General features: G+C 71.4%; 11 protein-coding genes. 4 read left to right on the forward strand and 7 right to left on the reverse strand.

From position 1 onward, the window contains the following. Nucleotides 1-2442 (reverse strand): SpoIIE family protein phosphatase (locus STRIP9103_RS24145; protein WP_048820881.1); only part of this gene is annotated, 2442 nt, incomplete at its 3' end. A 602-nt stretch (nt 2443-3044) separates the two neighbouring features. Between STRIP9103_RS24145 and STRIP9103_RS24150 the strand changes: the two genes are divergently transcribed. Both STRIP9103_RS24150 and STRIP9103_RS24155 read left to right on the forward strand, forming a co-directional pair. Beyond that, nucleotides 3045-5129: a SpoIIE family protein phosphatase gene (locus STRIP9103_RS24150; protein WP_009321056.1), complete on the forward strand. Its 2085-nt coding sequence runs from the start codon at nt 3045-3047 to the stop codon at nt 5127-5129. 149 nt (nt 5130-5278) lie between these two features. Then, complete coding sequence (locus tag STRIP9103_RS24155) at nt 5279-5536, forward strand: EF-hand domain-containing protein (RefSeq protein WP_009321047.1); 258 nt, start codon at nt 5279-5281, stop codon at nt 5534-5536. A 196-nt stretch (nt 5537-5732) separates the two neighbouring features. Here the strand turns inward: STRIP9103_RS24155 and STRIP9103_RS24160 are convergent, their stop codons facing one another. The 3 genes from STRIP9103_RS24160 to STRIP9103_RS24170 form a co-directional block, all read right to left on the reverse strand. Further along, nucleotides 5733-6941: an FAD-dependent monooxygenase gene (locus tag STRIP9103_RS24160; RefSeq protein ID WP_078614029.1), complete on the reverse strand. Its 1209-nt coding sequence runs from the start codon at nt 6939-6941 to the stop codon at nt 5733-5735. Between the two features lie 206 nt (nt 6942-7147). Then, complete coding sequence (locus STRIP9103_RS24165) at nt 7148-7717, reverse strand: hypothetical protein (protein ID WP_009321052.1); 570 nt, start codon at nt 7715-7717, stop codon at nt 7148-7150. Nucleotides 7718-7971: 254 nt separating this feature from the next. Continuing rightward, a complete protein-coding gene (locus STRIP9103_RS24170) occupies nt 7972-8154 on the reverse strand; it encodes a hypothetical protein (protein WP_009321050.1) in 183 nt (60 codons plus the stop codon). Nucleotides 8155-8696: 542 nt separating this feature from the next. Here STRIP9103_RS24170 and STRIP9103_RS24175 point away from each other — a divergent pair. Further along, nucleotides 8697-9467: an IS5/IS1182 family transposase gene (locus tag STRIP9103_RS24175; protein WP_009307918.1), complete on the forward strand. Its 771-nt coding sequence runs from the start codon at nt 8697-8699 to the stop codon at nt 9465-9467. Between the two features lie 52 nt (nt 9468-9519). Here the strand turns inward: STRIP9103_RS24175 and STRIP9103_RS24180 are convergent, their stop codons facing one another. After that, nucleotides 9520-10635 (reverse strand): alcohol dehydrogenase catalytic domain-containing protein, encoded by a 1116-nt coding sequence (locus STRIP9103_RS24180; RefSeq protein WP_048820882.1) that lies wholly within the window; start codon nt 10633-10635, stop codon nt 9520-9522. Nucleotides 10636-10858: 223 nt separating this feature from the next. Between STRIP9103_RS24180 and STRIP9103_RS24185 the strand changes: the two genes are divergently transcribed. Further along, nucleotides 10859-11758, forward strand: a complete 900-nt coding sequence (locus STRIP9103_RS24185) for a LysR family transcriptional regulator (RefSeq protein WP_009321046.1) — start codon at nt 10859-10861, stop codon at nt 11756-11758. A 61-nt stretch (nt 11759-11819) separates the two neighbouring features. Here STRIP9103_RS24185 and STRIP9103_RS24190 read toward each other — a convergent pair whose 3' ends face one another. Then, complete coding sequence (locus STRIP9103_RS24190; protein WP_009321051.1) at nt 11820-13004, reverse strand: acyl-CoA dehydrogenase family protein; 1185 nt, start codon at nt 13002-13004, stop codon at nt 11820-11822. Continuing rightward, nucleotides 13001-14209: a CaiB/BaiF CoA transferase family protein gene (locus STRIP9103_RS24195; protein WP_009321048.1), complete on the reverse strand. Its 1209-nt coding sequence runs from the start codon at nt 14207-14209 to the stop codon at nt 13001-13003. Before STRIP9103_RS24195 ends, STRIP9103_RS24190 begins: the two co-directional genes overlap by 4 nt. Nucleotides 14210-14389 lie beyond the last annotated feature (180 nt).

Consider the following 14389-nt stretch of genomic DNA (forward strand, 5'->3'; position numbering starts at 1 on the left):
CCAGATGATCTTCCCGTCGGCCGTGTAGCGGGTGCCCCAGCGATGGGAGAGCTGGGCCACCAGGAAGAGGCCGCGGCCTCCTTCGTCCAGGCTGCGGGCGTGTCTCAGTCGGGGGGCGGTGCTGCTGGCGTCGGAGACCTCGCAGGTCAGGCGGGCGTCGTGGAGGAGGCGCAGGCGGATGGGCGGGGCGGCGTAACGGATCGCGTTGGTGACGAGTTCGCTCACGACGAGTTCCGTCGTCATGGCGAGGTCGTCGAGGCCCCAGGCCACGACCTGGCGGATCGCCCGGGCCCGGACGTCGGCCACGACGGCCGGGTCCACGGGCACGTCCCAGGAGACCACCTGGTCGGCGCGGAGCGCGTGGGTGCGGGCCAGGAGGAGGGCGATGTCGTCGGGTTGCGGCACCGGCACGAGCTGCCGGACGGCGGAGGTGCACAGGGTGCCGAGGTCGGCGTCGCAGCGGGCCAGTACCTCGGCGAGTCGGGGCATGCCGCGCTCCATGTCGCGGTCGCCGCCCTCGATGAGGCCGTCGGTGTAGAGGCCGATGAGGCTGTTCTCGGCGAGTTCGATCTCGGTGGCCTCGAACGCCACCCCGCCGAGCCCGAGCGGAGGACCGGGCGGCGGTTGGGGGAAGGACACCTGGCCGTCGGGAGCGATGACGACGGGCGGCGGGTGTCCGGCACGGGCCATGGTGCAACGCCGGGTGACCGGGTCGTAGACGGCGTACAGGCAGGTGGCCCCGAGGAAGACGGGCGTGGGCTGGTGGGCCGCCTCGTCGTCGGACCTCTCCGCGCTGAGCCGGAGCAGAAGGTCGTCGAGGTGGGCCAGCAGTTCGTCGGGCGGCATCTCCATGTCGGCCAGGGTCTGTACGGCGGTGCGCAGCCGGCCCATGGTCGCCGCGGCGGTGATGCCGTGGCCCACGACGTCGCCGACGACCAGGCCGACGCGGGCGCCGGACAGGGGGATCACGTCGAACCAGTCGCCGCCCACCCCGCCCGTGGCGTCGGCCGGCAGATAGGCGGAGGCCACCTCCAGCGCCGTACCGCCCGTCAGCGCCTGCGGCAGCAGACTGCGCTGGAGGGTGACCGCCGCCGTGTGTTCCCGGGTGTAGCGGCGGGCGTTGTCGACGCACAGCGCCGCCCGCGCCACCAGCTCCCGGGCCGGCAGGACGTCGTCCGGCTGGAACGGGGCGGGGTTGAGGGACCGTACGAACGTGGTGATGCCCAGGGCGGTGTTGCGGGCCCGCATCGGCACCGAGATGAGGGAGTGCAGTCCGAACTCCCGGATGCTCGCCGCCCGCCGGGGCTCATCGGCCCACATGGCGTCGGACGGATCGAGTACGGGGATGAGGATGGGCTCTCCGTCGATGAGCAGCTTCACGTCGTGCGCCGGAGGGAAGAAGCCCGACCGGTCCCCGATCCGCGCGACGGCCTCCGGGGCGCCCTCCCGCGCCGAGGCCAGTCCGGCGCGGCGCAGCACCGGTCTGACGGGGGCCGGTCCGGCGTCCGTTAGCCAGGTGCCGTGCCCTTCGGTGCTGAACACGTGCTCCAGGAGGTCCACGACGACGAAGTCCGCGAAGCGGGGCACGGCGAAGTCGGCGAGTTCCTGGGCCGTCCGCATCACGTCCAGGGTCGTGCCGACGCGGGCCCCGGCCTCGTTGACCAGCGTCAGGAGCCGGCGCGCGTGCCAGCGCTCCGTGACGTCCTGGACCATGTAGCAGACCCCGGTGACGGAGTCGTCGGCGTCGAGCAGGGGGAAGAAGGACGTGGAGTAGGCGTGCCGGCGGTGCGGGTCGGCCCAGCTCCAGCCCAGGTACTCGTAGTCGGTGACCGGGACCCCGGTGTCCAGGACCTCGCGCATCAGGCCCTCGATGGTGGCCGTCTGCAGCCCGGGCAGCAACTCGCTCAGCCGCCGGCCCAGCCGCTGCTCACGGGGTACCCCGCCGAACCGTTCCAGGGTGTCGTTCAGCCATACGTAGCGCAGCTCCCGGTCCATCACCGCCATACCGATCGGGGAGCGGGTGAGGAATCCGTCGAGGATCGACCGGCCGACCGTCCACTGGGGCCGCTGCTCGCGCGCCGAGATCAGGAAGCACTCGTCGGCGCCGATGCGGAAGGACGCGGAGACCCGCAGGTCGACGTCGATGGTCCGGCCGTCGTGGTGCCGTACGGGGATCAGGCCGCTCCACCCCATTCCGGCGCGGCAGCGCGCCGCGACCCCGGCCACCCTCGCCGGGTCCCCGGGCATCGCCACCAGGGGCGCGGCGGAGCCGCCGACCACCTCGGCGGCCCGGTGGCCGAGCAGCGCCTCGGCGCCACGGGTCCAGCCGATGACCACGCCCTCACCGGACACCACCGCCGCGGCGTCGGTGGAGGCGTCGAGAGGGTCGTGCGGTCCCGCGGGCGTCGGTGACCCGTCGGGGGCTTCTCTCACGGGATCCATGGGGGCGATTCAGACTCGATTCGAATGGGATACCGGTGCCGCTCGGGGCGGAACACCGATGCCGTTCGGGACACGGTCCCGATGCCGCTCCGGGCTGGGACACCGGCACCGTTCCGGACGCGGTCCCGGTACCGCTCCGGACACGGTCCCGGCACCGCTCCGGGACAAACACCGACGCCGTTTCCAACGCGGCCCCGGCGCCACTGCAGGCCGGACACCAACGCCGCTTCCGACGCGGCCCCGGCACCACTCCAGACGGACACCAACGCCGCTTCCGACACGATCCCGGTGCCGTTCCGGGCGGGGGCACCGGTGCCGTTTCCGGTGCGGGGCGAGTGCCTCCCGTCCACACGACCATGTTCCTGCTTGTCGGCCCGATGCGCACGGCTCCCGGTGGGCGGGCCCCCTCCGGGACGGTGGGAGCGGCTTTTCGGCAGGAGGGGGCCGCTGAGGGGAACGGCCCGGCCTCTCCCCCGCTCGCTCTCCGCGGCCCTCTGTGCTTTCGGTCGCCCCGGGCCGGAGGGAACATGGAAGTACCGGTGGTCGGAGCGCGGGTGTGCGGCGGTGCCGACGGAGTGGCCGGCGGTGGAGGTGGTCCGCGGATGACAGCCGAGTCCTCCCGGTCGGACGAGGGCGCGTACGGCACCGAGTCGCCCCCCGCCGTGGAGACGCCCCCGCCCACCGGCCTGCTGGACCTCCTCAGCGTGGCCGCGATGGTCGTCGACGCCGGTGGGCGCATCGTGTTCTGGACCCCGCAGGCGGAGGACCTGTTCGGATACACCTCGCAGGAGGCGCTGGGGACGTACGCGGCGCGGCTGTTCATCCACCCCGAGCATCTGAATGCGGTCGCGAAGCTGTTCACGGAGGTGCTGGAGACCGGCCGGAGCTGGGCGGGTGCCTTCCCCATCCGGCACAAGGACGGCGGCAGCCGGCTGATGGAGTTCCGCCACATGCGGTTGCAGAACGACGTCGGTGACGTCTACGTCCTCGGCATCGCGGTCGACCGCAGCCTGCTCCAGCGCGTCGAGACGGATCTGGCGCTGTGCGAGCGGCTGATCGAACAGTCCCCGATCGGCCTGGCCCTGCTCAACCCCGACCTGCGGTACCTGCTGGTCAACCCGGCGCTGGAACGCATCGACGGCATCCCCGCCGAGCAGCACGTGGGCCGACTCCTCCGGGAGACCCTGTCCCTGCCCGACATCGACACCATCGAGTCCGCGCTACGACAGGTGCTCACCACGGGCACCCCGCTGCTCGACCAGTACCACGTGGGCCGCCCGCCGACCGACCCCGACCACGAGCACGCCTGGTCGCTGTCCTTCTACCGGCTGGAGGACCCCGGCGGGCGGGTGCTGGGCGCGGCCACCTCGGTCGTCGACGTCACCGAACGGCATCGCGTCGCCGCCGAGGCCGACCGGGCGCGTAGACGTCTCGCCCTCATCGCGGAGGCCTCCACACGTGTCGGGACCACGCTGGAGGTGGACGAGACCGCCCGGGAGCTGGCCGAGATCGCCGTCCCGCAGCTCGCCGACGTGGTCGCCGTGGACGTCCTCGACTCGGCGCTGGCCTGCCGCCGGGCGCGCAGACCGGACAACGGCCCCGAGTTGTTCCGCGCCCTCGCGCTGAAGGCGGCCCAGCCCACCGTGGCGCTGCGTGCCGCCGACCCGCCCGGTGACCTCGCCTCGTACGAGGGCGACCGGCTGGTCACCCTGTGCGTGCACACCGGTCGGCCGGTCCTGGTGCGCCACGTCTGCGACAAGGATCTGCCGCGCATCGCCCGGGACGCCGAGGCCGGGTCGCTGCTGGCCCGGGCCGGCTTTCACTCGTATCTGGCCGTGCCGCTGATCGCGCACGGCGAGGTGCTGGGCGCCCTCGACCTGAAGCGCACCCGCAACCCGCTGCCGTTCGACGAGGACGACGTCGTGCTCGCCGCCGAGTTGGCGGGACGTGCCGCGGTGGCCATCGACAACGCCCGCTGGTTCCAGAGCGTGCGCAACACCGCCCTGACCCTCCAGCGCAGCCTGCTGCCCGACCACCCGCCGCACCACACCGGTCTGGAACTCGCGTCCCGCTATCAGCCCGCCCAGGCCACCAGCGAGGTCGGCGGCGACTGGTACGACGTCATCCCCCTCACCGACGAAAGGACCGCCCTGGTCGTCGGCGACGTCATGGGCAACGGCATCGACGCCGCCGCCACCATGGGCCGGCTGCGCACCGCCACCTGCGCCTACGCGGACCTGGACCTCGACCCGGGCGCCGTGCTCCAGCACCTGGACAAGATCACCTGCGATATGGAGCACTACATCGTCACCTGTCTGTACGCCGTGTACGACCCCCGCACCAGGGAGTGCCGTATCGCCAACGCCGGACACATGCCGCCCGCCCTGGCCCGGCCCGGCCGGGGCGCCGTGCTGCTCGACGTGCCCGCCGGTGTGCCGCTCGGTGTCGGCGGCGTGCCCTTCGAGACGATCACGGTCCATCTGGGCCCCGGCGATCTGCTGGTCCTCTACACCGACGGCCTGGTGGAGACCCGGTACCACCCCATCGACGACCGCCTGAACTCGTTGCTCGGCTTTCTCGACGAACCACACCGTCTTCTGGAGGAGACCTGCGACCTACTGCTGTACGGCCTGCGCCATCCCGACGACCACGACGACGTCGCCCTGCTCGTCGCCCGCGCCCTGTAGCCCGCCCGACGCGGGCGACGGGCCGCGGGCGAGCCCGGTGGTGGGACGGCGGCGGGGGAACCGGGATGGGGCGGCAGACGTTTCATGCGTGGGCGAGGCCGGTCGGACCGCCGCCGTCCCGCCCGTCCGGAAGAGGGGACGAGGATCGCATGTCGAGTGACAAGGCCCGCAAGCTGTTCGAGGCGCTCGACCTCGACCACAACGGGACGCTGACCCGCGTCGAGGTGATCACCGCCCTGCGGACGAAGGGCCCGTCCCTGGCCGCGTCCGGGGATCTGCCGTTCTGGGCGGTGGGGGACGTGGACTCCGCCTCCGCGCTGTTCGACGCCGCCGACCAGAACGGGGACGCCGTACTGACCCTGGAGGAGTTCGCCGCGGTGGTGGACCGCCGCTTCGGCTGGCACTGACCCCCGACGTCCCGACTCCGCAAGGAGGACTCCCACCCGTACCGCGGTACCGGTCCCCCGGTGGATTCAGTTCGGTGATCTGCGCCGTCTGCTCGCCGTCGTCGGCGCCGGGGAGACGTCGGGCGGCGACGCCCGCTCGCCCCGCAGCCCTGGCTCGCCGACCTCAACGCCGTGTACCGCATCGTCCAGGAGGCCCTCACCACCCGGGCGAGGCGGGGCGGGCCAGGGGGTCGTGACCCTGTCGGTCGGGGGTGCCGGCCGTCCAGGTGGTGGCTTGGGGGAGGAAGCGGTGTTCGGCCGCGTAGGCGGCCATGCGGGCGTTGCGGGCGCGGGCGTCGGGGCCGTCGGGCAGGTGGTAGTCGTCGCCGGCTCGCGCCGAGCGGGCCTGCATGCTCGTGGCGTCCCCGATCCGTCGGCGTACGTACCGGTCGAGCGCGTCGGGTACCTCGGCCGGTGTCGCGCCCGTGAGAGCGTCGCCGAGTACGGCCGCGTCCACGATGGCCTGGGCGGCGCCCTGGGCCTGGAAGGGCACCATGGCGTGGGCGCTGTCGCCCAGCAGGGTCACCCGGCCGAGGTTCCACCGGGTGAGCGGGACGCGGGTGTGGATCCCGTAGCGGAAGAGCCGACCCGTGCGTTCGAGGACGCTGATCACGCGCGGGTCCCAGCCGTCGAACTCGCGGAGCTGTTCTCCCGGTTCCGCCCGGGCGGTCCATGATTCCCGGGCCGCATCGGTGCCGAACACGGCGACGACGTTGAGCAGTTCGCCGCGGCGCACCCAGTAGTGGACGAAGTGCCGGCCCGGTCCGAGCCAGATGCCGAAGTCCGGCAGGTCCAGATCGGCCACCTCGTGGGCCGGGAGGAGCGCCCGGTAGGCGGCGGTCCTCGAGAAGACCGCCTCGTCCGCGCCGAAGAGCCACTGACGCGCCGCGGACCGTATCCCGTCCGCGGCCACGACCAGATCCGCACCCAGCCGGTCACCGCTCGCCGTCGTCACGTACGCGGAGTCGTCGTCCTGGTCGATGCCCACGACAAGGGTGTTGAGGCGTACCGACTCGGACGGCACGGCGGCTACCAGAGCGTTGTGCAGGTCCGCCCGATGGGCCTGGAAGTACGGTGCCCCGAACTCCTCCTCCGCCTCCCGCCCCAGCACGTAACGGCAGATCGTGGTCCCGTCGGACCAGGTACGGAACTCCGCGTGGGAGGGGAGCGTGGCCTGGGCGGCGACCTCGTCGAGCACACCCAGGAGGCGCAGCACGCGCGTGGCGTTGGGCGCGAGCTGGATCCCGGCGCCGATCTCGGTGAACCGCGGCGACTGCTCGACGAGCGTCACCTCGCAACCGGCACGCCGCAGACTCAACGTCGCGGCCAGCCCTCCGATGCCCGCCCCCACGACGATCGCCCTCATGCCGCGTCCCCACGCCGACATGACCACGCGCCGACGACCGTCCCGGGACTTCCCCCTCGCGTACAACGCATAGTCAAGCCATACCGCCGGCAGCGGCCGACGTCACCCCCGAGAACGCGTAGCGATGGGGCACGGCGGGGGGAAGTCGGGCCGACGGGAGACGCCCGGTCGCCGGGGATGCGGCGGCCGGGCGTCGGGGTGGGACCTCAGCGCACCGGGGAGGCGGCGAAGTCGTGCCGCTGGTAGCCGTGGCCGTCGTCGCTCCAGTCCAGGTACAGGGTGCCGTCCGAGTAGCCCTTGCCGGCGCCCAGCTTGTAGCTGATCGTGCCGGTGCTGTAGCCGCCGTTGTAGTTGCCGTTGCCGTCGCTGTTCTCCAGCTTGGCCTCGATGCCGCCGCCGTTCTTGGACCTCTTCACCGGGTCCGTGCCGGACTGCTGCTTCTTGAGCACGAGGCGGAAGTACGCGCCGTCGAAGATGCTGGTGTCGTCGACACCGCCGACCGGCCCGTCCCAGCTGATCGAGGCCTTGCTGTAGACCGTGCCGCCGGAGCGCGCGGCGCAGATCTTGACCTTGAAGTCCCAGTTGTCGGCCCAGGGGCCGTCGTAGTTGGCCTGGTCGATGCTCTTGGTGCTGGTCTTGCACTTCCAGGCCAGCGCCGCGGCCGACGGTGCCGCCGTGACGGCGGCACCGGTGAGGGCCGCGGTGACGGCGAGTGCGGTACAGGCCGCACGCCGCCGGGAGGAGCGGTTGTTCTTGGACATGGCGCGCTTGAGCACGTGTTTCCTCATCGCTTATGACTTCGGAGAACTCCCGCGCGCGGCCGTGGCGGCGGCCGTCGACAATCCGCGGGAGTTTCCGACCTTCGGGAACGGCGATCACCCTACGGGGCGGTCATATCGTCTACGACTGCGAACTGCACAGGTCCACCGCATCGCCACGACATATCCACAGGTGAGGCCGTCCATACGCGATGGGCTGCGAAATCAGCGAAGGATTCGCCTCGCCGACACACAGCCATCACGCAGGAAAGTCACAGTTGCTGAAGCAACGCAGGATCCTCGCCGTGCAGCTCGTGCCCCTCGTCGTCGCGCGACGGCTCCTGAACGGCGACGCCGCTCTCGCCGTCCTCGTCGTGCCGCTTCTTCACGGCGATCTCCCTGGCCGTTCGGTCCGAGTGCAGCCTCATCTCCGCCTCTGCCCGAAGATCGAACATCGTTGCCTCCTCTGAGATATGCCCATGCGCTGCCGCACCCCTCGCAGGGGGCTTGGCATGGCAGCTTGAAGGGTCTTGCCACGTGTACGGGGTGGAGAGGTCGAAGCGTCCGACGAGCGCGTGTTCGCGGGAGTGGTCGGCCGAGTGCCCGAAGACGGCACTCGCTCCTACCGCGCGGAACGCGTCACGACCACGGGACGACGCTACGAGCGCGTACGGCTTTCGCTGTGATCCGGGAGTGACCGGGCCGGCCGGTACTCGGGATCACCGGGAATCCACCGCCGCTCCATCGTCACACCCCCAGCACAGTCCGGGACGGGCCGCACGCCTGTCGTCACGTCAGCACGTTCACGGTCAACTTGGCGACCGCGAAGGCTCTTTGGCCGGAGATTACCCCACGCCCCGGCACCACGTCACGATCAGATCGCTGTCGCACACGAGCAGTTGGCCCAGTGTTCACCGAGGCGAACGGGTGCGGTGCTCGACTCAGCCGGGCTAAGGGTTGTCCCGTAACTGCTGGTCACGGGTGAGATGATCTTGGTGTGGCTGGTGTGATCACGGCGTCGGAGCCGTCTTGGATAGCCCCGTTCACCGGGCTGAGTCCGCGTCAGTTCAGCAAGCTGATCACCGCCTTGCGGCGGGAGGGCGCGGATCCGGTCCGTAAGGGCCGGCCCTGGAGCCTGCCGCTGGAGGACCGGGTCCTGCTGGTCGCCGCGTACTGGCGCACGAACCTCACCCTGCGCCAGCTCGCCCTGTTGTTCGGGGTATCGAAGTCGGCGGCCGACCGCATTGTCGACCGCCTCGGGCCGTCGCTCGCGCTCCAGCAGCGCAAACGGTTCCGCAAGGACACCGTGCTGATCGCGGACGGAACCCTGGTGCCGACCCGCGACCACAGCATCGCCGAGCAGTCGAAGAACTACCGGTACTCCACCAACCACCAGGTCGTCATCGACGCCGACACCCGGCTCGTCGTCGCCGTCGGCCGGCCACTGCCGGGCAACCGCGACGATTGCAAGGCGTGGGAACTGTCCGGCGCAAAGGACGCCGTCGGAAAGACGACCGTGATCGCGGACGGCGGCTACCGGGGCACCGGCCTGGTCATCCCGCACCGCCGCGAACGCGGCCAGGCCGAACTCCCGGCCTGGCAGGAAGAGCACAACGCCTCCCACCGCAAGGTCCGCGCCCGCGTCGAGCACGTATTCGCCCGGATGAAGAGCTGGAAGATCCTGCGCGACTGCCGCCTGAAAGGCGACGGCGTCCACCACGCCATGCTCGGTATCGCCCGCCTGCACAACCTCACCCTCGCCGAGTGACGGGAAACGAGCAGGTCAACCAGCATGCCGTAGATCATTTACGGGACAGCCCTTAGGGGCAGATGACGTAGTTGCTGAAGCCGCCGTTGCGGTTCTTCAGTACGGCGAGGGCCGTGTTGACGTCGTTGAGCTTGAAGATCTCGTGCTCGAAGACGGAGAGGTCGACGGTGCCGCTCTCGGCGAGGTCGGCCATCTCCTGGCCCTCGGCCGTGGTGAACCAGGCGGAGCCGCTGAGCTGCATGTCGTTGTCCATCACCTTGTGGAGGTGGACGGGTACGTCACCGGCGACGGCGCCGATGTTGACGTGGTGGCCGCCGCGGGCCAGCGCGTCGACGGCGGCGAGCATGGTGTCGTGCGGGGCGCCGGGGCCGAGGGCGTCGACGACCAGGTCGGCACCCGCGCCGCCGGTCAGCGAGCGGGCCCACTCCCCCACCGGTACCTCGTCGTCGATGCCGTGCACCTCGATCCGCTCGGGGGCGATGGCCTTCACCTTGGCGAGGAGTTCGCGGTCGCGGCCGGTGCCGAGGACCTTCCGGGCGCCGAGGGCGAGGGCGAACAGGGCGACGCCCAGACCGAGGGTGCCGCTGATCCCGTTGATCAGGACCGTGCTGTGGAGGGCGAGGCCGCCCCGGCGCAGGGCCCGGTATCCGGTACCGAGGTAACCCCAGCGGGCGGCCGTCTCGTGCGAGACGTTGTCGGGGAGGACGACCAGGCTGTACTGGGGCGCGGTCATGTACTCGCACAGTCCGCCGTACGGGTAGTCCTCGAAGAGCTGCTGCGAGTGCCCACTGAAGCCGAAGTAGCCGTTGAAGGCGTAGGCGCGGCAGGCGGTGGTCCGGCCGAGCCGGCAGTTCCGGCAACCGCCGCAGTACCGGGCCGGATTGACGTACACCCGGTCCCCGATGTCCACGCCGTGCACCTGCGCGCCCTTGTCCACCACGACGCCGGTCGCGTCGAGCCCGAATATCGCCGGCAGCTTCGGCAGATGGAGGTGCGGAAACCACTCCTGAAGGTGGTGCAGCACATTGCCGAGGTTGGGCACGATCCCGCACGCCCGCACCTCCACCAGGACGTCCGTGGGCCGGGGCACGGGGATCGCCACCTCGTCGATCCGCAGGGGTTCACCCACGGCGTGCATACGGGCGGCGCGCATGGTTCTCGACGTCATCGTCGTCTCCGTTCGGGCGGGTCGGTAGGTCGAAGCAGGTCGGGCAGGTCGGTCGGGGATCGCAACACGGCGCGACCGTCGAGCACAATGCTATCGTTAGCATCAACGTAGGGTGCGGTTGTCGCGAAGACAAGGATCGCGACAGAGTTCGTGACGGAGATCGGAACACGAGGTTCTGCGGGCGGGTCGGAACCCGGGGTTCCGCGGACGCGAGGGGTCCACGGTGGAGCTGCGCTGGCTGACGTCGTTCGTGGCGGTCGCCGAGGATCTGCACTTCGGGCACGCCGCCGACCGGCTGTATCTGGCCCCGTCCGCGTTGAGCGCGCAGATCAAGGCCCTGGAGACGGAGCTGGGCGTACGGCTCGTCGACCGTGGCCGGCGTTCCCGGATCCGGCTCACCGGCGCGGGTGAGCTGTTCCTGACCGAGGCCCGGCTGACCCTGGCCCAGGCCGCCAAGGCGGAGGCCGTGGGTCGCCGGGCGGGCCGGGGTGAGCTGGGCGAGGTCGAGATCGCGTACGTCGCCTCCGCCGCCTTCTCCGGCGTACTCACCCGTGTCCTCGCCGACTGCGGGCGGCACGAGCGGGACGTGACCGTACGGGTGCGGGAGATGGAGACGCCGGCGCAGCTGGAGGCGCTCGACTCCGGCCGGATCGATGTGGGGTTCCTGCGTTGGCGGCCGGAGTATCCGGCGGATCTGACGGCGGTCTGCCTGCTGGTGGAGGACATGCTCCTCGCCCTCCCCGAGGACCACCGGCTGGCCGCCCTCGACTCCGTACCGGCGGACGAGCTGGCCGAGGAACGGTTCGTCGTGCCACACTTCGACGAGGAGCACGACTTCCGCGACCAGATCAATGAAGTGGCGGAGGCCGGTGGATTCACTCCCCGGCTGGCCCCGCCCGTCAGGGACTTCGTCGCCGCCCTCACCCTCGTCGGCGGTGGCCTCGGCGTCGCGCTCGTACCGGACTCGGTGCGGTGTGTACACATGCCCGGCGTGGTCCACCGCCCGCTCGCCGACGTGTCGCTCACCACCCGGCTGGTCGGCGTGCACCGCGGAGAGGAGACCTCGCCCGCGGTCCGCCGGGTGATCCAGCGGCTGCGCGCGGCGGGGGCCGACGTCGGTTGAGAGGGCCGACGTCAGCTGACAGGAGGGCCCGGGGCAGCGGCCGTCGACGTCGACCGAGGGCTCAGCCGAAGGCCCGGTGGCCCGTGACCGCGTGGCCGATCACCAGGGCGTGGACCTCGTCCGTGCCCTCGTAGGTGCGTACGGACTCCAGGTTGGCCATGTGGCGCATCACCGGGAAGTCGCTGGTGACGCCGTCGCCGCCGAGGATCGTACGGGCGGTGCGGGCGATGGTGAGGGCCTCGCGCACGTTGTTAAGCTTGCCGACGCTGATCTGGGCCGGGGCGAGGGCGCCCGCCTCCTTGAGGCGGCCGATGTGCACGGCGAGCAGCAGGCCCTTCTGGTACTCGACGGCCATGTCCGCCACCTTCTGCTGGGTGAGCTGGAGTTCGGCGAGGGCCTTGCCGAACACCCGGCGCTCCCGGGAGCGTTCGACGGCGGCGCTCAGGCATTCGCGGGCCGCGCCCATGACGCCCCAGATGATGCCGTAGCGGGCCTCGTTGAGGCAGCTGAACGGCCCGCGCAGCCCGGTGGCGCCCGGCAGGACGGCGTCGGCGGGGAGCCGGCAGTCGTCGAAACGCAGGTCGCACTGGATGGAGGCGCGCAGGGAGAGCTTGTTGGTGATCTCGGTGGCGGTGAAGCCGGGTGTGCCCGCCGGGACGAGGAAGCCGCGTACGCCGTCCTCGGTGTTCGCCCAGACCACGGCGACGTCGGCGACGCTGCCCAGGCCGATCCAGCGCTTGGCTCCGTCGAGCACCCAGTCTCCCCCACCGTCCCGTCGGGCCGTCGTCCGCATCGACTTGGGGTCGCTGCCGCCGTCCGGTTCGGTGAGCGCGAAGCAGCCGATCGCCCGGCCCGCGGCCATCTCCGGCAGCCAGCGTGTCTTCTGCTCCTCCGTGCCCCACTTGGAGATCGCCGACATCGCCAGCGATCCCTGTACGGAGACGAAGGTGCGCCAGGCGCTGTCCACGGCTTCCAGTTCCAGGCAGGCCAGTCCGTACGACACCGCGCCCGCTCCGGCGCAGCCATGGCCGTCGAGATGCATGCCGAGTACGCCCAATCCGCCCAGTTCCCGCACCAGTTCGCGGCGGAAGTGCCGGTCCTCGAAGTCGGCGTCGGCGGTCGGCGCGATGCGTTCGCGGCTGAAGGCCCGCACCTTGTCGCGCCAGGCGGTCTCCTCGGCGGTGAACAGATGCTCGCAGTCGAGGTCGAGCGCCGGGGTGTCGGTCGCGGTGCTGGTCATGGTCATGCGTTCTTCTCTTCCTGGTTCTGTTCGGCATCGGGGCCACGGCCGAACAGGTCGTCGGTGTGCTCGCCCAATCGCGGTGGGGGGAGCCGGTATTGGGCGGGTGAGCCGCTGAGGTGGATCGGGTGGGCGACCTGGCGGACGCCTGCGATGTCGACGACGGCCTGCAGGCCGAGCCGTTCGGCGTGGGCGAAGGCCTCGTCGAGCGAGTTGACCGGTCCGGCCGGTACTCCGGCCGCTGGGAGCACCTGTGCCCAGTGGTCGGCCGTCCGGGTGCGCAGCGGTTCCTCCAGTTCCGTGCGGAGTTCGGCGCGGTGGGCGACGCGGTCGGGGTTGCCGCGGAAGCGGGCGTCGTCGGCCAGTCCGGGGCGTCCGAGGGCGGTGACCAGTGCGGCGAACTGCCGGTCGTTGCCGACCGCCAGGGCGATCGGGCGGTCGGCGGTGCGGAAGGTCTCGTACGGGGCGATGCTCGGGTGGGCGTTGCCGAGGCGGCCCGGCACCACCCCGGCGGACACATAACCGGAGGCCTGGTTGACCAGCGCCGACAGCAGCGAGCCCAGCAGGCTCACCTCGACGAGCTGTCCCTCGCCGGTCCGCTCGCGGTGGCGGAGCGCGGCGAGGATGCCGAGCGAGGCGTGGAGCCCGGTGATGACGTCGACGAGCGCCACGCCCACCTTGGCGGGGTCCCCGTCCGGTGCGCCGGTGACGCTCATCAGCCCGCCGACGGCCTGCACCAGCAGGTCGTACCCGGGGAGCGCGGCGCCGGGTCCGGTGCCGAAGCCTGTGATGGAGCAGTAGACGAGCCGGGGGTCGGCGGCCAGCAGTTCCGCGGGACCGAGGCCCAGTTTCTCCATGGTGCCGGGGCGGAAGTTCTCCACCACGACGTCCGAGTCGGCGATCAGTCGCCGGGCCCGTTCCCGCCCCTCGTCGGCGGTGAGGTCGAGGGCGACCGACCGCTTGTTCCGGTTGACGCTCAGGTAGTAGGTGGAGGTGCCGTCGGCGTCGACCGGTGGCCGCCAGGCGCGAGTCTCGTCACCGGTGCCGGGCCGCTCCACCTTGACGACCTCGGCACCGAGGTCGGCGAGCAGCATCGTGGCGTACGGACCGGCCAGGACCCGGGAGAAGTCCGCGATCCGTACGCCGTGCAGTGCCCCCGGGGGTGCGCCCTCGGGTCCTTCCGCGTCGCGGGTGTCGCGGCTCGTCGGCATCCTCGGCTCCTTGTCCCATGGGCGCCCTTCGGCGTCATGGATCCGCTGGTCACGGGCGATCTGCGGCCGGATCCAGGGTTGTCCGGCCGTACTTTCGGCGTCAACGACGTTCTGGCGCATGTCTGTGCGCCAGAAGCGCGCAGAACATCAGAGGCAGGGGGAACCGGAGCAGCAGGCAGG

Origin of the sequence: Streptomyces ipomoeae 91-03, from assembly GCF_000317595.1 — a bacterium.
GTDB classification, from domain to species: Bacteria; Actinomycetota; Actinomycetes; order Streptomycetales; family Streptomycetaceae; genus Streptomyces; species Streptomyces ipomoeae.

Coding starts and splice junctions, on each gene's coding strand:
- STRIP9103_RS24190 (WP_009321051.1), bottom strand. CDS start 13,004: ATGACCATGACCAGCACCGCGACCGACACCCCGGCGCTCGACCTCGAC.
- STRIP9103_RS24195 (WP_009321048.1), bottom strand. CDS start 14,209: ATGCCGACGAGCCGCGACACCCGCGACGCGGAAGGACCCGAGGGCGCA.
- STRIP9103_RS24160 (WP_078614029.1), bottom strand. CDS start 6,941: ATGAGGGCGATCGTCGTGGGGGCGGGCATCGGAGGGCTGGCCGCGACG.
- STRIP9103_RS24155 (WP_009321047.1), top strand. CDS start 5,279: ATGTCGAGTGACAAGGCCCGCAAGCTGTTCGAGGCGCTCGACCTCGAC.
- STRIP9103_RS24180 (WP_048820882.1), bottom strand. CDS start 10,635: ATGACGTCGAGAACCATGCGCGCCGCCCGTATGCACGCCGTGGGTGAA.
- STRIP9103_RS24170 (WP_009321050.1), bottom strand. CDS start 8,154: ATGTTCGATCTTCGGGCAGAGGCGGAGATGAGGCTGCACTCGGACCGA.
- STRIP9103_RS24150 (WP_009321056.1), top strand. CDS start 3,045: ATGACAGCCGAGTCCTCCCGGTCGGACGAGGGCGCGTACGGCACCGAG.